The organism is Streptomyces sp. NPDC007863 (assembly GCF_040633895.1).
Lineage (GTDB): Bacteria > Actinomycetota > Actinomycetes > Streptomycetales > Streptomycetaceae > Streptomyces.
In genome coordinates this window covers 39,250-53,447 of sequence record NZ_JBEYEI010000026.1, presented here as the reverse complement: position 1 = coordinate 53,447, position 14,198 = coordinate 39,250, and the positions used below count along the sequence as shown (strand labels likewise).

At 74.4% G+C, this 14,198-nt stretch carries 16 protein-coding genes; 10 read left to right on the top strand and 6 right to left on the bottom strand.

Annotation, left to right across the window (positions count from 1 at the left end; genetic code table 11):
* Positions 1-136: 136 nt before the first annotated feature.
* Positions 137-760, bottom strand: coding sequence for a nucleotidyltransferase family protein (locus ABZ621_RS32705; RefSeq protein WP_360610082.1), 624 nt, complete (start codon positions 758-760; stop codon positions 137-139).
* Between the two features lie 168 nt (positions 761-928).
* Between ABZ621_RS32705 and ABZ621_RS32700 the strand changes: the two genes are divergently transcribed.
* A complete protein-coding gene (locus ABZ621_RS32700) occupies positions 929-1,252 on the top strand; it encodes a DUF5955 family protein (protein WP_360610081.1) in 324 nt (107 codons plus the stop codon).
* A 42-nt stretch (positions 1,253-1,294) separates the two neighbouring features.
* Here ABZ621_RS32700 and ABZ621_RS32695 read toward each other — a convergent pair whose 3' ends face one another.
* Positions 1,295-1,921, bottom strand: coding sequence for a response regulator transcription factor (locus ABZ621_RS32695; RefSeq protein ID WP_360610080.1), 627 nt, complete (start codon positions 1,919-1,921; stop codon positions 1,295-1,297).
* A complete protein-coding gene (locus ABZ621_RS32690; protein ID WP_360610079.1) occupies positions 1,918-3,090 on the bottom strand; it encodes a sensor histidine kinase in 1,173 nt (390 codons plus the stop codon). Before ABZ621_RS32690 ends, ABZ621_RS32695 begins: the two co-directional genes overlap by 4 nt.
* Before the next feature lie 113 nt (positions 3,091-3,203).
* Between ABZ621_RS32690 and ABZ621_RS32685 the strand changes: the two genes are divergently transcribed.
* Both ABZ621_RS32685 and ABZ621_RS32680 read left to right on the top strand, forming a co-directional pair.
* Positions 3,204-4,280 (top strand): ABC transporter permease, encoded by a 1,077-nt coding sequence (locus tag ABZ621_RS32685; RefSeq protein ID WP_360610078.1) that lies wholly within the window; start codon positions 3,204-3,206, stop codon positions 4,278-4,280.
* On the top strand, positions 4,277-4,957 hold the full coding sequence (locus tag ABZ621_RS32680; protein ID WP_360610077.1) for an ABC transporter ATP-binding protein: 681 nt from the start codon (positions 4,277-4,279) through the stop codon (positions 4,955-4,957). The genes ABZ621_RS32685 and ABZ621_RS32680 overlap by 4 nt, the downstream gene beginning before the upstream one ends.
* 68 nt (positions 4,958-5,025) lie before the next feature.
* Here ABZ621_RS32680 and ABZ621_RS32675 read toward each other — a convergent pair whose 3' ends face one another.
* Positions 5,026-5,832: an IclR family transcriptional regulator gene (locus ABZ621_RS32675; protein WP_360610076.1), complete on the bottom strand. Its 807-nt coding sequence runs from the start codon at positions 5,830-5,832 to the stop codon at positions 5,026-5,028.
* Positions 5,833-6,158: 326 nt separating this feature from the next.
* On the opposite strand from ABZ621_RS32675, the gene allB reads away from it, so the two are divergent.
* Together allB and alc are read left to right on the top strand one after the other, a co-directional pair.
* Complete coding sequence (gene allB / locus ABZ621_RS32670) at positions 6,159-7,496, top strand: allantoinase AllB (protein ID WP_360610075.1); 1,338 nt, start codon at positions 6,159-6,161, stop codon at positions 7,494-7,496.
* 3 nt (positions 7,497-7,499) lie between these two features.
* Entirely contained in the window at positions 7,500-8,615 is a 1,116-nt protein-coding gene (alc, locus tag ABZ621_RS32665; protein WP_360610074.1) for an allantoicase, read from the top strand.
* A gap of 348 nt (positions 8,616-8,963) precedes the next feature.
* On the opposite strand, the gene ABZ621_RS32660 is transcribed toward alc, so the two are convergent.
* Positions 8,964-9,710, bottom strand: coding sequence for an SDR family oxidoreductase (locus tag ABZ621_RS32660; RefSeq protein ID WP_360610073.1), 747 nt, complete (start codon positions 9,708-9,710; stop codon positions 8,964-8,966).
* A 180-nt stretch (positions 9,711-9,890) separates the two neighbouring features.
* Here ABZ621_RS32660 and ABZ621_RS32655 point away from each other — a divergent pair, with 180 nt between their 5' ends.
* The 3 genes from ABZ621_RS32655 to ABZ621_RS32645 all read left to right on the top strand — a co-directional run bounded on the left by ABZ621_RS32655 (position 9,891) and on the right by ABZ621_RS32645 (position 11,918).
* Positions 9,891-10,502, top strand: a complete 612-nt coding sequence (locus ABZ621_RS32655) for a dihydrofolate reductase family protein (RefSeq protein ID WP_360610072.1) — start codon at positions 9,891-9,893, stop codon at positions 10,500-10,502.
* A gap of 126 nt (positions 10,503-10,628) precedes the next feature.
* Entirely contained in the window at positions 10,629-11,567 is a 939-nt protein-coding gene (locus ABZ621_RS32650; protein ID WP_360610071.1) for a DMT family transporter, read from the top strand.
* A gap of 9 nt (positions 11,568-11,576) precedes the next feature.
* Positions 11,577-11,918, top strand: coding sequence for a hypothetical protein (locus ABZ621_RS32645; protein WP_360610070.1), 342 nt, complete (start codon positions 11,577-11,579; stop codon positions 11,916-11,918).
* Position 11,919: 1 nt separating this feature from the next.
* Here ABZ621_RS32645 and ABZ621_RS32640 read toward each other — a convergent pair whose 3' ends face one another.
* A complete protein-coding gene (locus ABZ621_RS32640; RefSeq protein WP_360610069.1) occupies positions 11,920-12,144 on the bottom strand; it encodes a hypothetical protein in 225 nt (74 codons plus the stop codon).
* A 144-nt stretch (positions 12,145-12,288) separates the two neighbouring features.
* Between ABZ621_RS32640 and ABZ621_RS32635 the strand changes: the two genes are divergently transcribed.
* Positions 12,289-13,503 (top strand): histidine kinase, encoded by a 1,215-nt coding sequence (locus tag ABZ621_RS32635; protein ID WP_360610068.1) that lies wholly within the window; start codon positions 12,289-12,291, stop codon positions 13,501-13,503.
* Entirely contained in the window at positions 13,491-14,186 is a 696-nt protein-coding gene (locus ABZ621_RS32630) for a response regulator transcription factor (RefSeq protein ID WP_360610067.1), read from the top strand. The genes ABZ621_RS32635 and ABZ621_RS32630 overlap by 13 nt, the downstream gene beginning before the upstream one ends.
* Positions 14,187-14,198 lie beyond the last annotated feature (12 nt).

Genomic DNA, 14,198 nt, shown 5'->3' with positions numbered 1-14,198 from the left:
GGCGCTTCTAAGCAGTGGATATTAGTTTCCTCATGGTGGAAGTTCAATCGTTTGTTGATGTCGAGATTCTTCGGGTCGACAGATCATGGCTCCGGGTGCCAGCCCCCTTACTCCAGGTGCCCGCCCGGGCCCCTCCTCACCCGTCGAGCCGGTACAGATCCGCCTCCGTGTCGATGTCGAAGGGCTCCGCCACGTCCGCGCACTCCACCAGCGCGACCGCCTCCCGGTGCGCCGCCAGATACTCCCGCGCGCCCCGGTCGCCCTCCGCGCCCGCCGCGATCCCGGCCCACCGGTCCGCCCCGAACAGCACCGGATGCCCCCGCTTCCCCTCGTACGAGGCCGCCGCCAGCGCGTCCCGCGCCCCGTGCGCCCGCAGCCGTGCCACCGCCGCCGCGCCGATCCCCGGCTGGTCCACCAGCGACACCAGCGCCGCGTCCACCCCGCGCGGATCCGCCGCCAGCGAGGCGAGCCCCACCCGCAGCGAGGAACCCATCCCCCCGGCCCACTCCGGGTTCTCGACCACCACACAGCCCGGCAGCTCCGCCCGCTCCCGTACGAGCTCCGCCGAGGCGCCGAGCACCACGTGCACCACCGGGCAGCCGCCCTCGCGCAGCACCCGCACCGCGTTCTCGACCAGCGGCCGGCCCCGGTACGGCAGCAGCGCCTTCGGCCGCCCGCCGAGCCGGCGGCCGCCTCCGGCGGCGAGGAGCAGCCCGGCGACGAGAGGCGTCCGGGGGGTCTCGGGAGTCAGGGGAGTCATGTGCGTCATGGAGGACTGCATACCGCATGACACGGAACGACACGGTCGCATGAATGCGCGGCACTGCCTCTTCCCCGCCGGGCGGCCGGGGAGTTAACTGTCCGCACTCCGGGCGCCCGACCGCCGTCCCGGGGTACCTGGACGGACGTCTCGGCGTGGGGGGAGACCGTGTTGCGGAGCGTGGGGCAGAGGCGAGTGACCGGCGAGGCAGTGGATCCGAGGGTGGCCGGACTCAGGTCCGCCGTGTCCCGGCTCCGGCGGGAACTGGCCGGACACCGGGTGGACTTCGCCGACCGCGAGATCGCCGAGGACGAACTCGCCGCGCTCGACGCCATGGCCGTCACCGGCGCCCCCGAGGTGTGGCGGCTGCGCCGCAGCCTGCTCCTCGTCGCCGGCTCCCTCGGCTCCGTCAGCGCCCTCTCCGAGGCGCTCACCGGCGTCCGCAACGCCGTCGAGCTCTTCGGCCCGCCCGGCCCGCCGTCCCCCCGCTGACCGGCGCACGCGCGACCGGGATACGCGTGACCGGGGTACGCGCTACCGCCGGATCAGCCGCCGCTCACGGGCCACCGCCACCGCCGCCGTCCGCGAGTCCACGCCCAGCTTCGCGAAGACGTGCACCAGATGGGACTTCACCGTGGCCTGGCTGAGGAACAGCACCTTGCTGATCTGCTGGTTGGACAGCCCCTCGCCGACCAGCTGGAGCACCTCCAGCTCCCGCTTCGTCAGCGCCTCCGCCGGCGTCCGCATCCGGTCCATCAGCCGGTGCGCCACCGCCGGGGCGAGCGCCGACTGGCCGGCCGCCGCCGTCCGCACCGCCGCCGCCAGCTCCTCCGGCGGCGCGTCCTTGAGCAGATAGCCCGAGGCCCCGGCCTCCACCGCCGCCAGGATGTCCGCGTCCGTGTCGTACGTCGTCAGCACCAGCACCCGCGGCCCGTCCGGCACGGCCGTGATCGCCGCCGTCGCCTCCGAGCCGTGCATCCCCGCGCCGAACTGGAGGTCCATCAGGACCACGTCCACGCCCCCGGCCGCCGCGAGCTCCACCGCCCGCTCCGCCGTCGCCGCCTCGCCGACCACCGTGAAACCCGGCTCGGTGTCGAGCACCGCGCGCAGTCCCGCCCGGACCACCGGATGGTCGTCGGCGAGGAGAAGTCGGATCGTCATACGGCGGCTCCTGCGGAGAGGGGGAGGGGGAGCGGGAGGGAGACGGCGACGGCGGTGCCCTGGCCGGGCGCCGACTCGACGGTGAACGTGCCGCCCAGCGACTCCGCCCGCGAGCGCATCGCCGGAAGCCCGAAACCGCCGTCCGACGACGGGCGCACGGAGGCCGGATCGAAGCCCCGGCCGTCGTCGACGACGTCCAGGGTCACCGACGCGTCCATGAACGACAGGGTGATCTCCGCCCGGGACGCCCCGGCGTGCCGCACCGTGTTGCCCAGCGCCGACTGCGCGATCCGCAGCAGCGCCACCTCGTACGGCGTCGGCAGCTCCACCGGCGTCCCGCTCACCGAGAACCGCACCCGCGGCCCCGCGCCCGGCTCGCACAGCCGCTCCAGGGCCGCCGCCAGCGAACCGTGCTCCAGATCCGGCGGCGTCAGCGCCCGCACGAAACGGCGCGCCTCCGCGAGGTTCTCCTGCGCCGCCCGCCGCGCCCGGTCGATGTGCCCGGCCGCCGGCGAACCCTCCGGCAGGGCCCGCTCCGCCGCCCGCAGCAGCAGCTGGATCGACGACAGCCCCTGCGCCAGCGTGTCGTGGATCTCCCGGGCCAGCCGCTCCCGCTCGGCCAGCGTCCCCGCGTGCCGCTCCGCCGCCGCCAGCTCCGCCCGGGTCGTGATCAGCTCCTCGATCAGGCGCTGCCGCCGCTCGCTCTCCCGGTACAGCGCCTGATAGCCGAGGACCGTCGCCACGGCGACGGCGGCACCGAGCAGCGGCCCGATGAAGACCCCCGGGTTCAGGGCGGCGCCATGACCCACGTACGAGAGGATCGCCGCGCCCGCCGTCAGCGCCACCGCCGGCAGCGACCAGCGGGCGGGCAGCAGGTGCAGCTGAAGGAAGTACAGCGGGAAGGCCAGCCACAGGGCCTCCGGCGTCGTCCACAGCAGCGCCAGCCAGGACAGCGCGAGCACCGCCAGCCAGCCGGCCGCCGCCCGCTGCGAGCGCCGCACGGACGGGATCCAGGCCCCGGCCGCGTACACGGCGCCCATGACGGCCGCGAGGACCGTGCCCGCCGTGGAACGGTCGCGCACCGCGGCGAGGACGAGGAGCCCCGCCATCAGTAGGTGCAGACAGAGCCGGACGGCGCGGAGGACGGGGGTGAGGCTGCGTGGATCCATGACCCCACCAGCGTAGACAGGGGGAGGGTGCGCCCGGGTCAACCAAAAGTTTGAAGGGGGAGCCATCCGTGGCGCGATGCCAGCGGCCGGGCGCGGGCGCCAGGCTGGGTCCCATGTTCGTGGCATGGAGAGACCTGAGATTCGCCAAGGGGCGGTTCGCCCTCATGGGCACGGTGATCGTGCTGATCACCCTGCTCGTGGGGCTGCTGTCCGGGCTGACGGCCGGGCTCGCGCGGGAGAACATCTCCGCGATCACCGGTCTGCCCGCCGACCGTGTGGCCTTCGCCGCCCCGCCCGCCGGGCAGTCGGTCTCCTTCACCAATTCGACGGTGACGGAGGAACAGTGGACCGGGTGGGCGGAGCGGCCCGGCGTCACCGCGGCGGCACCGCTCGGCATCCGCACCCTCAACGCGGTCGCGGGCGAGCGGACCGCCGCCGTCTCCGCCTTCGGCACGCGGCCGGGCGACGGGCTCGCGCCCGCCGCCGTGGCGCCCGGCGAGGCCGTCCTCTCCGCGTCGGCGGCGAAGGAACTGGACGCGCGGACCGGGGACACGGTCCGGCTCGGCCCCCTGGAGGCCCGCGTCTCGGCGGTCGCCGGGGACGCCTCGTACAGCCACACACCCGTGGTGTGGACCGCCCTCGGCGACTGGCAGAAGCTCGGGGGGAGCGGAGCGACGGCGGGGGAGCAGGCGACCGTGATCGTGCTGCGCGGCGACGGCGCCGACTGGGCGGCCGGCGACGCGGCGGCCGGCACGGAGGCGCGGACCGTCGACGGCGCGCTCACCGCCATAGGGTCCTACCAGGCCGAGAACGGCTCCCTCCAGCTCATGCGCGGCTTCCTCTTCGTGATCTCCGCGCTGGTCATAGGGGCCTTCTTCACGGTGTGGACGATCCAGCGCAGCGGCGACGTCGCCGTCCTGAAGGCGCTCGGCGCCTCCACCCCGTACCTGCTGCGCGACGCGCTCGGCCAGGCGGTCCTGATGCTGGTGGCGGGCACGCTGCTCGGCACGGCCCTCGCCCTCGGCATCGGCGCGCTCGTCTCCGGCGGCGACGTCCCCTTCGTCCTCGCGCCGCTGACCGTCCTCGGCCCGGCCGGCGTGATCATCGTGCTCGGCGCGATCGGCTCCGCCCTGTCCATCCGGCGGATCACCGCCGTCGACCCCCTCACCGCGCTCGGGAGCGTCCGATGAGCCTCGCACTCGATGCCGTGACCCTGACCTACCCGGACGGCGACGGGCGGCTCACCGCCCTCGACGAGGTCTCCCTCACCGTCCCGGCCGGCCGCCTCACGGCCGTCGTCGGCCCCTCCGGCTCCGGCAAGTCCAGTCTGCTCGCCGTCGCCGCCACCCTCGTCACGCCCGACCGGGGCCGGGTCGTCGTCGCGGGCGCGGACACGGCCGGCCTCGACGCGGCCGGGCGGGCGGAGCTGCGCCGCACCTCGATCGGGATCGTCTTCCAGCAGCCGAACCTGCTGCCCTCGCTGACGGCGGTCGAACAGCTCCAGGTCATGGCGCACCTCGCCGGACGTCCGCCGGCCTCGGTCCGCGACCGGGCCAGGGAACTCCTCGACGCGGTCGGCCTCGCGGACCGCGCCGACCGCCGCCCGCACCAGCTCTCCGGCGGCCAGCGCCAGCGCGTCAACATCGCGCGGGCCCTGATGAACGAGCCGTCGGTCCTGCTCGTCGACGAACCCACGAGCGCGCTGGACCACGAGCGGGGCGCGGCGATCGTGGCGCTGCTCTCGGACCTCACGCGGGCCCGTGGCACGGCGACGGTCCTGGTGACCCACGACCGGACGCACCTGTCCGCCGCCGACGAACTGGCGACGGTCCAGGACGGCCGCCTGACGGCCACCACCAGGGCCTGACGCCCGCCGTCCCTGTGGGCATACGTCCCGCCCTGCGGAACGATTGCCCACGACGAAACGGCGGGGTGTTACGCCTGGCCGTTGGCCGTGGTGTTGGCGAGGGCCGTGGAGAGTTCGCGGGCCACTTCCTGGAGGATGGGGACGATCTTCTCCGTCGCCGCCTCGGTGACCCGGCCCGCCGGACCCGAGATGGAGATCGCCGCCGCCGTGGGCGAGTCGGGGACCGAGACCGCGAGGCAGCGGACCCCTATCTCCTGCTCGTTGTCGTCGACGGCGTACCCCGTCTCCCGCACGTCCGCGAGCGCCGCGAGGAAGCCGTCCGCCGTGGTGATGGTCTTCTCGGTCGCCGCCGGCATGCCGGTGCGCGCGAGCAGCGCCCGTACCTCCTCGTCCGGCGTGTGCGCGAGGAGCGCCTTGCCGACGCCCGTGGAGTGCGGCAGCACCCTCCGCCCGACCTCGGTGAACATCCGCATGGAGTGCTTGGACGGCACCTGCGCGACGTACACGATCTCGTCGCCGTCGAGGAGCGCCATGTTCGCCGTCTCGCCGGTCTCCTCGACGAGCCGCGCGAGGTAGGGCCGGGCCCAGGTGCCGAGGAGGCGGGAGGCGGACTCGCCGAGCCGGATGAGCCGGGGGCCGAGCGCGTACCGCCGGTTCGGCTGCTGGCGGACGTAGCCGCAGGCGACCAGCGTGCGCATCAGGCGGTGGATGGTCGGCAGCGGCAGCCCGCTGCTCGCGGACAGCTCGCTGAGCCCGACCTCGCCCCCCGCGTCGGCCATCCGTTCCAGAAGGTCGAAGGCGCGCTCAAGGGACTGGACGCCCCCGCTTGCGGCGGGTTTGGCGGCGTCGGTGGTGCTGGCGCTGGACGTCGGCACGTCAACGGTCCTTTCGGGGCAGGCGGGCAAGGCAGCAGCCTACCGGGCCGCCGGGCCGGGCACAGTGCTCGGGGCCCGGCGAACCGGCCGGTCAGCGGGGTGTTTGTCCGTTGTCGGCGGCTGCTCGGCGCGGGTCTGGACCACCCCGCCTGTGCGGAGCTACCTTCTACTGTACGAAATATCGATTCCACTTTGTGGAAACATCCAAGCGAGTTCGGCCGGGTGTCGCCCCGAGGGGCCTCCCCTTGACGGCATGTCGTCCCGGCCGCAAACTCCTTCAACAGTTCGTTGAATTTCCGCTTCCCCGAAGCGGAACGGAAAGGGGCATGGTGGACGTCAACCTGGTACTGCGCTCGACTCGGGTCATCACCCCGGAGGGCACACGGCCGGCGGCCATCGCCGTCTCGGACGGAACGATCGCGGCGGTCCTGCCGTACGACGCCGAGGTGCCCGCCGGAGCGGTCCTGGAGGACGTCGGCGACGACGTCGTCCTCCCCGGCCTCGTCGACTCGCACGTCCACGTGAACGACCCCGGCCGCACCGAGTGGGAAGGCTTCTGGACCGCCACCCGCGCGGCCGCCGCCGGCGGCATCACCACCATCGTCGACATGCCGCTCAACTCGCTGCCGCCGACCACCACGGTGGAGAACCTGCGCGTCAAGCAGGAGGTCGCCCGCGCCAAGGCGCACGTCGACGTCGGCTTCTGGGGCGGCGCCCTGCCGGACAACGTCAAGGACCTCCGCCCCCTGCACGACGCCGGCGTCTACGGCTTCAAGTGCTTCCTGTCGCCCTCCGGCGTCGAGGAGTTCCCCGAGCTCGACCAGGAGCAGCTGGCCCGCTCCCTCGCCGAGATCGCCGGCTTCGACGGCCTGATGATCGTCCACGCCGAGGACCCCCACCACCTCGCCGCCGCCCCGCAGAAGTCCTCGTCCGAGTACGCCGACTTCCTCGCCTCCCGGCCGCGCGACGCCGAGAACACCGCGATCACGAACCTGATCGACCAGGCCCGCCGGCTCGGCGCCCGCGTCCACGTGCTGCACCTCTCCTCCTCCGACGCGCTGCCGCTCATCGCCGCCGCCAAGGCCGAGGGCGTCAAGGTCAGCGTCGAGTCCTGCCCGCACTTCCTCACCCTGACCGCCGAGGAGATCCCGGACGGGGCCACCGAGTTCAAGTGCTGCCCGCCCATCCGCGAGGCCGTGAACCAGGACGCGCTGTGGCAGGGGCTCGCCGACGGCGTCATCGACTGCATCGTCTCCGACCACTCGCCGTCCACCGCCGACCTCAAGACGCCGGACTTCTCCTCCGCCTGGGGCGGCATCTCCTCCCTCCAGCTCGGCCTGCCCGCGATCTGGACCGAGGCCCGCCGCCGCGGCTTCGACCTCACCGACGTCGTCCGCTGGATGTCCGAGGGCCCCGCCCGCCTCGCCGGCCTCGACCGCAAGGGCGCCATCGAGCCCGGGCGCGACGCCGACTTCGCCGTCCTCGACCCCGACGCCACCTTCACCGTCGACCCGGCCGAGCTCCAGCACCGCAACCGCATCACCGCGTACGCCGGCAAGACCCTCCACGGCGTCGTCAAGTCCACCTGGCTCCACGGCCGCAAGATCAACGACGGCGGCACCCTGGCCGAGCCCTCCGGCCGCCTCCTCGAAAGGAACAACTGAACCGTGACCGGCATACCTTCCTTCACCGGCGACGCCAGCCCGTACGGCGGCGGTGACCCGTACGCCGACTACCGCACGGCCGAGTTCCCCTTCACCCAGTACGCGGACCTCGCCGACCGCCGCCTCGGCGCCGGCGTCATCGCCGCCAACGACGAGTTCTTCGCCGAGCGCGAGAACCTCCTCAAGCCCGAGGCCGCCGAGTTCGACCCCGAGCACTTCGGCCACAAGGGCAAGATCATGGACGGCTGGGAGACCCGCCGCCGGCGCGGCGTCTCCGCCGCCGAACCGCACCCCACCGCCGAGGACCACGACTGGGCCCTCGTCCGGCTCGGCGCCCCCGGCGTCATCCGCGGCATCGTCGTCGACACCGCCCACTTCCGCGGCAACTACCCGCAGGCCGTCTCCGTCGAGGCCGCCTCCGTACCCGGCTCGCCCTCGCCCGAGGACCTCCTCGCCGAGGACGTGAAGTGGACGACCCTCGTCCCGCGCACCGCCATCGGCGGCCACGCGGCCAACGGCTTCGCCGTCGACGTCGAGCAGCGCTTCACCCACCTCCGCGTCAACCAGCACCCCGACGGCGGCATCGCCCGCCTCCGCGTGTACGGCGAGGTCGCCCCCGACCCGGCGTGGCTGAACGTCCTCGGCACCTTCGACCTCGCGGCCCTGGAGAACGGCGGCCAGGTCGAGGACGCCTCCGACCGCTTCTACTCGCCGGCCACCAACACCATCCAGCCCGGCCGCTCCCGCAAGATGGACGACGGCTGGGAGACCCGCCGCCGCCGCGACAAGGGCAACGACTGGATCCGCTACTCCCTCGTCGCCGAGTCCGCGATCCGCGCCGTCGAGATCGACACCGCGTACCTCAAGGGCAACAGCGCCGGCTGGGCCGCGCTCTCCGTCGCCGCCGAGGGCTCCGAGGACTGGACCGAGGTCCTGCCCCGGACCCGCCTCCAGCCCGACACCAACCACCGGTTCGTCCTCGACACCCCGGCGGTCGGCTCCCGCGTGCGGATCGACATCTACCCGGACGGCGGCATCTCCCGCCTCCGCCTCTACGGCTCCCTCACCGAGGCGGGCACCGCCCGCCTCACCGCCCGCCACCAGGAGCTCGGCGGCTGACGGGGCCCGTACGACCCCGGGGGCCGAGCCGGCCGACACCGGCCGGCCCCCGGCAACGACTGGGCGGGCACGACACCCCCCTTTTTTTTGAGGGCTCGGTTCGCCTCCGGGGCGCTGCAGCCGGGCTCACGACCCCGATCGTGCTCGGCCCGCTCGTTCCTCACGGGCCTGCGCGCGCTCGGGGTCGTGAGCCCGGCGCGCCCCTTCGGCTCACTCGCCGGGCTCACCACAGACTGGGCGGGCACGACACCCCGCCCGGCCCGCGAGGGCGCACCGGCCCGACAGCACCGGTGCGCCCTCGCGAACCCCTCTTTTTTTCCGGCTCGGTTCGCCGCGCAACGTTCCGCGTCAGGCCGCGTGGCCGCCGTCCACCGAGAGTTCGGTGCCCGTGACGTAGCGGGTCTCCGGGCCCGCCAGGTAGGCGACGGCGGCGGCGATCTCGTCCGGGGTGCCGAAGCGGCCCAGGGCCGTCATGGCCGCCTGGCCCGCCGCGTACGGGCCGTCCGCCGGGTTGAGGTCCGTGTCGACCGGGCCCGGGTGGACGAGGTTCGCGGTGATGCCGCGGGCGCCGAGTTCCCGGGCCAGGGCCCGGTTCAGGCCCACCAGAGCCGACTTGCTCAGGGTGTACAGCGTGCCGCCGGGGCCCGGGACCCGCTGGGTCATGCAGGTGCCGATCGTGATGATGCGGCCGCCGTCCGGCAGGCGTTCCGCCGCCGCCTGGGAGGCGAGGAAGGTCGCGCGGACGTTCACCGCCAGCACCCGGTCCACGTCCGCGAGCGTCAGCTCGGCCAGCGGGCCGAGGACGCCGACGCCGACGTTGTTCACGAGGACGTCCAGGCGGCCGAGGTCGTCCGCCGCCCGGTGCACCGCCCCCGCCGCGTCCCCCGCGTCCGCCGCGTCGGCGCGCAGCGGCAGGGCCCGGCGGCCGGTCGCCTCGATGCGGGCCGCGACCTCCTTCGCCGCCGCCTCGTCCCGTACGTAGGTGAAGGCCACGTCCGCGCCCTCCCGGGCGAGCCGGACCGCCGTCGCCGCGCCGATCCCGCGGCTGCCGCCCGTCACCAGTGCCGCCGTCCCGGCCATCCTCGTCGTGGACATCGCTTCCGCCTCCTCGATCCGTCACAACTGGTTGCGAATTCAAGGAAACCCGGGGCGGGGCGGCCGTGCTGGCGGCCATCGGACGCCGTCCTCGCCGCGGCGCGGACCGATGAGTTTCGGATCCGCGCCGGGTCGATACGGATGGGACACGACGTCCCCGTTCTCCGAAAGGCGACCGCCATGGCCACTCTCAGCCTGACCCAGTTCCTCACCCTCGACGGCGTGTACCAGGCCCCCGGCGGCCCCGACGAGGACCGCAGCGGCGGCTTCGCGCACGGCGGCTGGTCCGTGCCCTTCGGCGACGAGACCTTCCTCCGCCGCGTCGAGGAGATCTTCACCCGGCCCACGGCCTTCCTCCTCGGCCGCCGCACCTACGACATCTTCGCCGGGTACTGGCCGCAGCACGACGACCCCGCCGACCCCGTCGCGAGCAAGCTCAACGCCCTGCCCAAGTACGTCGTCACCACCACCCTCGACTCCGCCGACTGGAACGCCACGACCCTGCTGCGCGGCGACGCCGTCGAGGAGGTGACCGCGCTCAAGGAGCGCCTCGACGGCGAGATCCAGATGCACGGCAGCGGGGGCCTCGCCCGCACCCTCCTCGCCCACGACCTCATCGACACGCTCCACCTGCACGTCTTCCCCGTGGTCCTCGGCACCGGCTTCCGGCTCTTCGCCGAGGGCGCCCGGCCGACCGCCTTCCGGCTCACCGAGTCGTCCGTCACCGGCACGGGCGTCGCCCTCCACACGTACGAGCGCGCCGGGCGTCCCACGTACGGCAGTTACGCCTGAGGAAGGGGAGGAAGGAGGAGCGAGGAAAGGTGTAGTCACCACCGGCCGTGCCCGGTACGGTGAGCCTCCCGTGTGCGAGCCGCCGACGTCTCCACCCCTGCACAAGAGTGGGAGACCCGGACCGCCATGGCCGCTCCGACCGCCCCGGCGCCCGCCGCCGCCGTCCCCTTCGACGTCCGCCGCCGCGCCTGGCTCACCGACCTGCCGCTGCTGCTCGTCGCCGTCTTCTGGGGCGGCAGCTACCTCGCGGCGAAGGGCATCACCACGAGCCACACCGTGGTCGCCGTCCTCGTGCTGCGCTTCGCGCTCGTCGTGCCCGTCCTCGTCGCCGCCGGGTGGAAGGGACTGCGGGCGCTGACCGGCGCGCAGTGGCGGGGCGCCGCGCTCCTCGGGCTGATCCTCGCCGGGATCTTCCTCCTGGAGACGTACGGCGTCGTCCACACCTCCGCCACCAACGCGGGCCTGATCATCAGCCTCACCATGATCTTCACCCCGCTCGCCGAGGCCGCCGTCACCCGGACCGCGCCCTCCCGGGGCTTCCTCGGCGCCGCCGCGCTCTCCGTGGCCGGCGTCGTGCTGCTCACCCAGGGCGCCGGGTTCACCGCACCCTCCCTCGGCGACCTGCTGATCCTGCTGGCCGCCCTGGCCCGGACCGTGCACGTCCTCGCCATGGCCAGGACGAAGGCCGTGCGGTCGGCGGACTCGCTCTCCCTGACCACCGTGCAGCTCGGCACCGCCGTCCTCGTCTTCGCCGTGCTCTCCGCCGCCGGGGGCGGGACGACCCCCTGGGCCGCCGCGCTCGACTTCGGGCCCCGCGAGTGGGCCGGCCTGGTCTTCCTCTCCGTCTGCTGCACGCTCTTCGCCTTCTTCGTGCAGATGTGGGCCGTCCGCCGCACCTCCGCGTCCCGGGTCAGCCTGCTGCTCGGCACCGAGCCGCTGTGGGCCGCCCTCGCCGGCATCGCCCTGGCCGGCGACCGGCCGGGCGCCCTCGGCCTGGCCGGCGCGGTCCTGGTGCTCGCGGGCACCGCCTGGGGGCGCCGCAGCGCCGACACCGCCGCCCAGTAGGTTGTGATCATGTCAACCGCCGACGGCCGCACCCGCCCCGAGTCCCCGCTCCTCGCCCGCGCCCGCCGCTCCCAGGGCCGCGGGCTCCTCCTGCTCGCCGTGGCCGGCCTGCTCTGGGGCTGGTTCGCCGTCCTGCTCGTCACGCCGTACGGCGAGGACGGCGAGTGCCCCGCCCTGGTCGCCAGCGCGTACGCGCACGACGACGACTGCGTCGAGAGCCGCGACTGGCCCTTCATGACCCTGCTCCTCGGCGGCTCCGTCCCCTTCGCCGCCCTGGGCGCCGCCGTCTACGCGGGCGCGAGCGCGGAGCGCCGCGTCGCCGAGCACCTGGACGCCGGGCCCCGCGCCTGAGTCAGCCCTTCGGCTCCACCCGGTCCGAGACGATCATCAGGACCAGGCCGAGCGCGGCGATCACCAGGTTCGTGAAGACCTCCCGGCCCTCCAGGAACCACACGTTCTCGGTGAGGAAACGGGTCACGCCCATGAACGAGAACCACCCGTCCGTCAGCTCGCGCACCACCCCGCAGACCCCGAACACCGTCAGCAGGAAACCGGCCACCTCGAGAATTCGCTTCATACGGCGATCATGGGCGCGCCCGGCGGCCCCCCGCGTCGGCCGCCGGTCCACCCCCGTGCGACCGAAGTATCGATCCGCGCGACTTCGGTAGCGGCCGGGCGCCGCGGACCGGTGCGGCGGGCCCCGGCTGCGTACATTGCGGATATGACGCGAACGGACCGGCAGCGCTGGCTGCTCCCCTCCCACCTGGTCGAACCGGCCGGGACCGGGGGCGCCCGGCCGCGCCGCACCGTCCGCGACTGGGTCGTGGACATCCTGGTCTTCCTGCTCGCCGCCCTCTTCGGGCTCGTCGCCATCGACACCAGCGCCCGCTACAACAGCGACCCCGTGAACCTGACGGACCAGATCGTCGGCGCCCTCGCCTGCTGCTCGCTCTGGCTGCGCCGCCGGTGGCCGGTGGCGCTCGCCGCCGTCCTCGCGGTCGTCGGCGCGCTCGTCCCGGCCGCCGCCGGGGCCATGCTCGCGAGCCTCTTCAGCGTCGCCGTCCGCCGCCCCTTCCGGGACCTCGCCTGGATCGTCGGGCTCGCCCTCGCCGGCGCGGTCGCCACCGTCTTCGTCCGGCCCGACCCCGAGACCGGCCGGCTCCTCGGGATCGTCCTCGGCGTCGCCCTCACCCTCCTCGTCGTCGCCTGGGGCATGCTCGTGCGCGCCCGCCGCCAGCTCGTCGAGGCGCTGCGCGAGCGCGCCGAGCGCGCCGAGTCCGAGGCCGAGCTGCGGGCCGCGCAGGCCCAGCGGCTCGCCCGCGAGGCCATCGCCCGCGAGATGCACGACGTCCTCGCCCACCGGCTGACCCTGCTCAGCGTCCACGCCGGCGCCCTGGAGTTCCGCCCGGACGCCCCGCCCGAGCAGGTCGCCCGCGCCGCGGGCGTCATCCGCGACAGCGCCCACGACGCCCTCCAGGACCTGCGCGAGATCATCGGCGTGCTGCGCGCGCCCGGCGAGGAGAGCGGCGGCGGCGACCGGCCGCAGCCCACCCTCGCGACCCTCGGCGAGCTCGTCGACGAGTCCCGCGCGGCCGGGATGCGCGTCGTCCTCGACTCCACCGTCGACGACCCCGGCGCCGTCCCCGCCGCCACCGGCCGCACCGTCTACCGCATCGCCCAGGAAGGCCTCACCAACGCCCGCAAGCACGCCCCCGGCGCCCAGGTCACCGTCACCCTGAGCGGCCGGCCCGGCGACGGGCTCACCGTCGAGGTCCGCAACCCCGCCCCCGCCGGAACCGTCCCGCACGTCCCCGGCTCCGGACAGGGCCTCATCGGCCTCTCCGAGCGGGCCGTCCTCGCCGGCGGCCGCTTCGACCACGGCCCCACCCCCGGCGGCGGCTTCGCCCTCACCGCCTGGCTACCGTGGCCCCCATGACCATCCGGCTGCTCGTCGTCGACGACGACCCCCTGGTCCGCGCGGGCCTCACCCTGATGCTCGGCGGCGCCGAAGGCATCGAGATCGTCGGCGAGGGCTCCGACGGCGCCGAGGTCCCCGACCTCGTCGCCCGGCTCGCCCCCGACGTCGTCCTCATGGACATCCGCATGCCACACGTCGACGGGCTCACCGCCACCGAACGGCTGCGCGCCCGCCCCGGCGCCCCCGAGGTGATCGTCCTGACCACCTTCCACGCCGACGAACAGGTGCTGCGCGCCCTGCGGGCCGGCGCCGCCGGCTTCGTCCTCAAGGACACCGCGCCCGCCGAGATCGCCGGCGCCGTCCTCCGGGTCGCCGCCGGCGACCCCGTCCTCTCCCCGGCCGTCACCCGCCAGCTCATGACCCACGTCGCCGGCGCGCCGGAGGTCCGGCCCCGGCGCGACACCGCCGCGGAGCGGCTCGCCGGGCTCGCCGACCGCGAGCGGGAGGTCGCCGTCGCCGTCGGCCGCGGCGCCTCCAACGCCGAGATCGCGGACCGGCTGTACATGAGCGTCCCCACGGTGAAGACGTACGTCTCCCGGCTGCTCGCCAAGCTCGGCCTCAACAACCGGGTCCAGATCGCCCTCCTCGTCCACGACGCCGGTCTCCTCGATCACGAGCCGCCGGAGCGTACCGGCGAGTAGGGTGACGCGCGT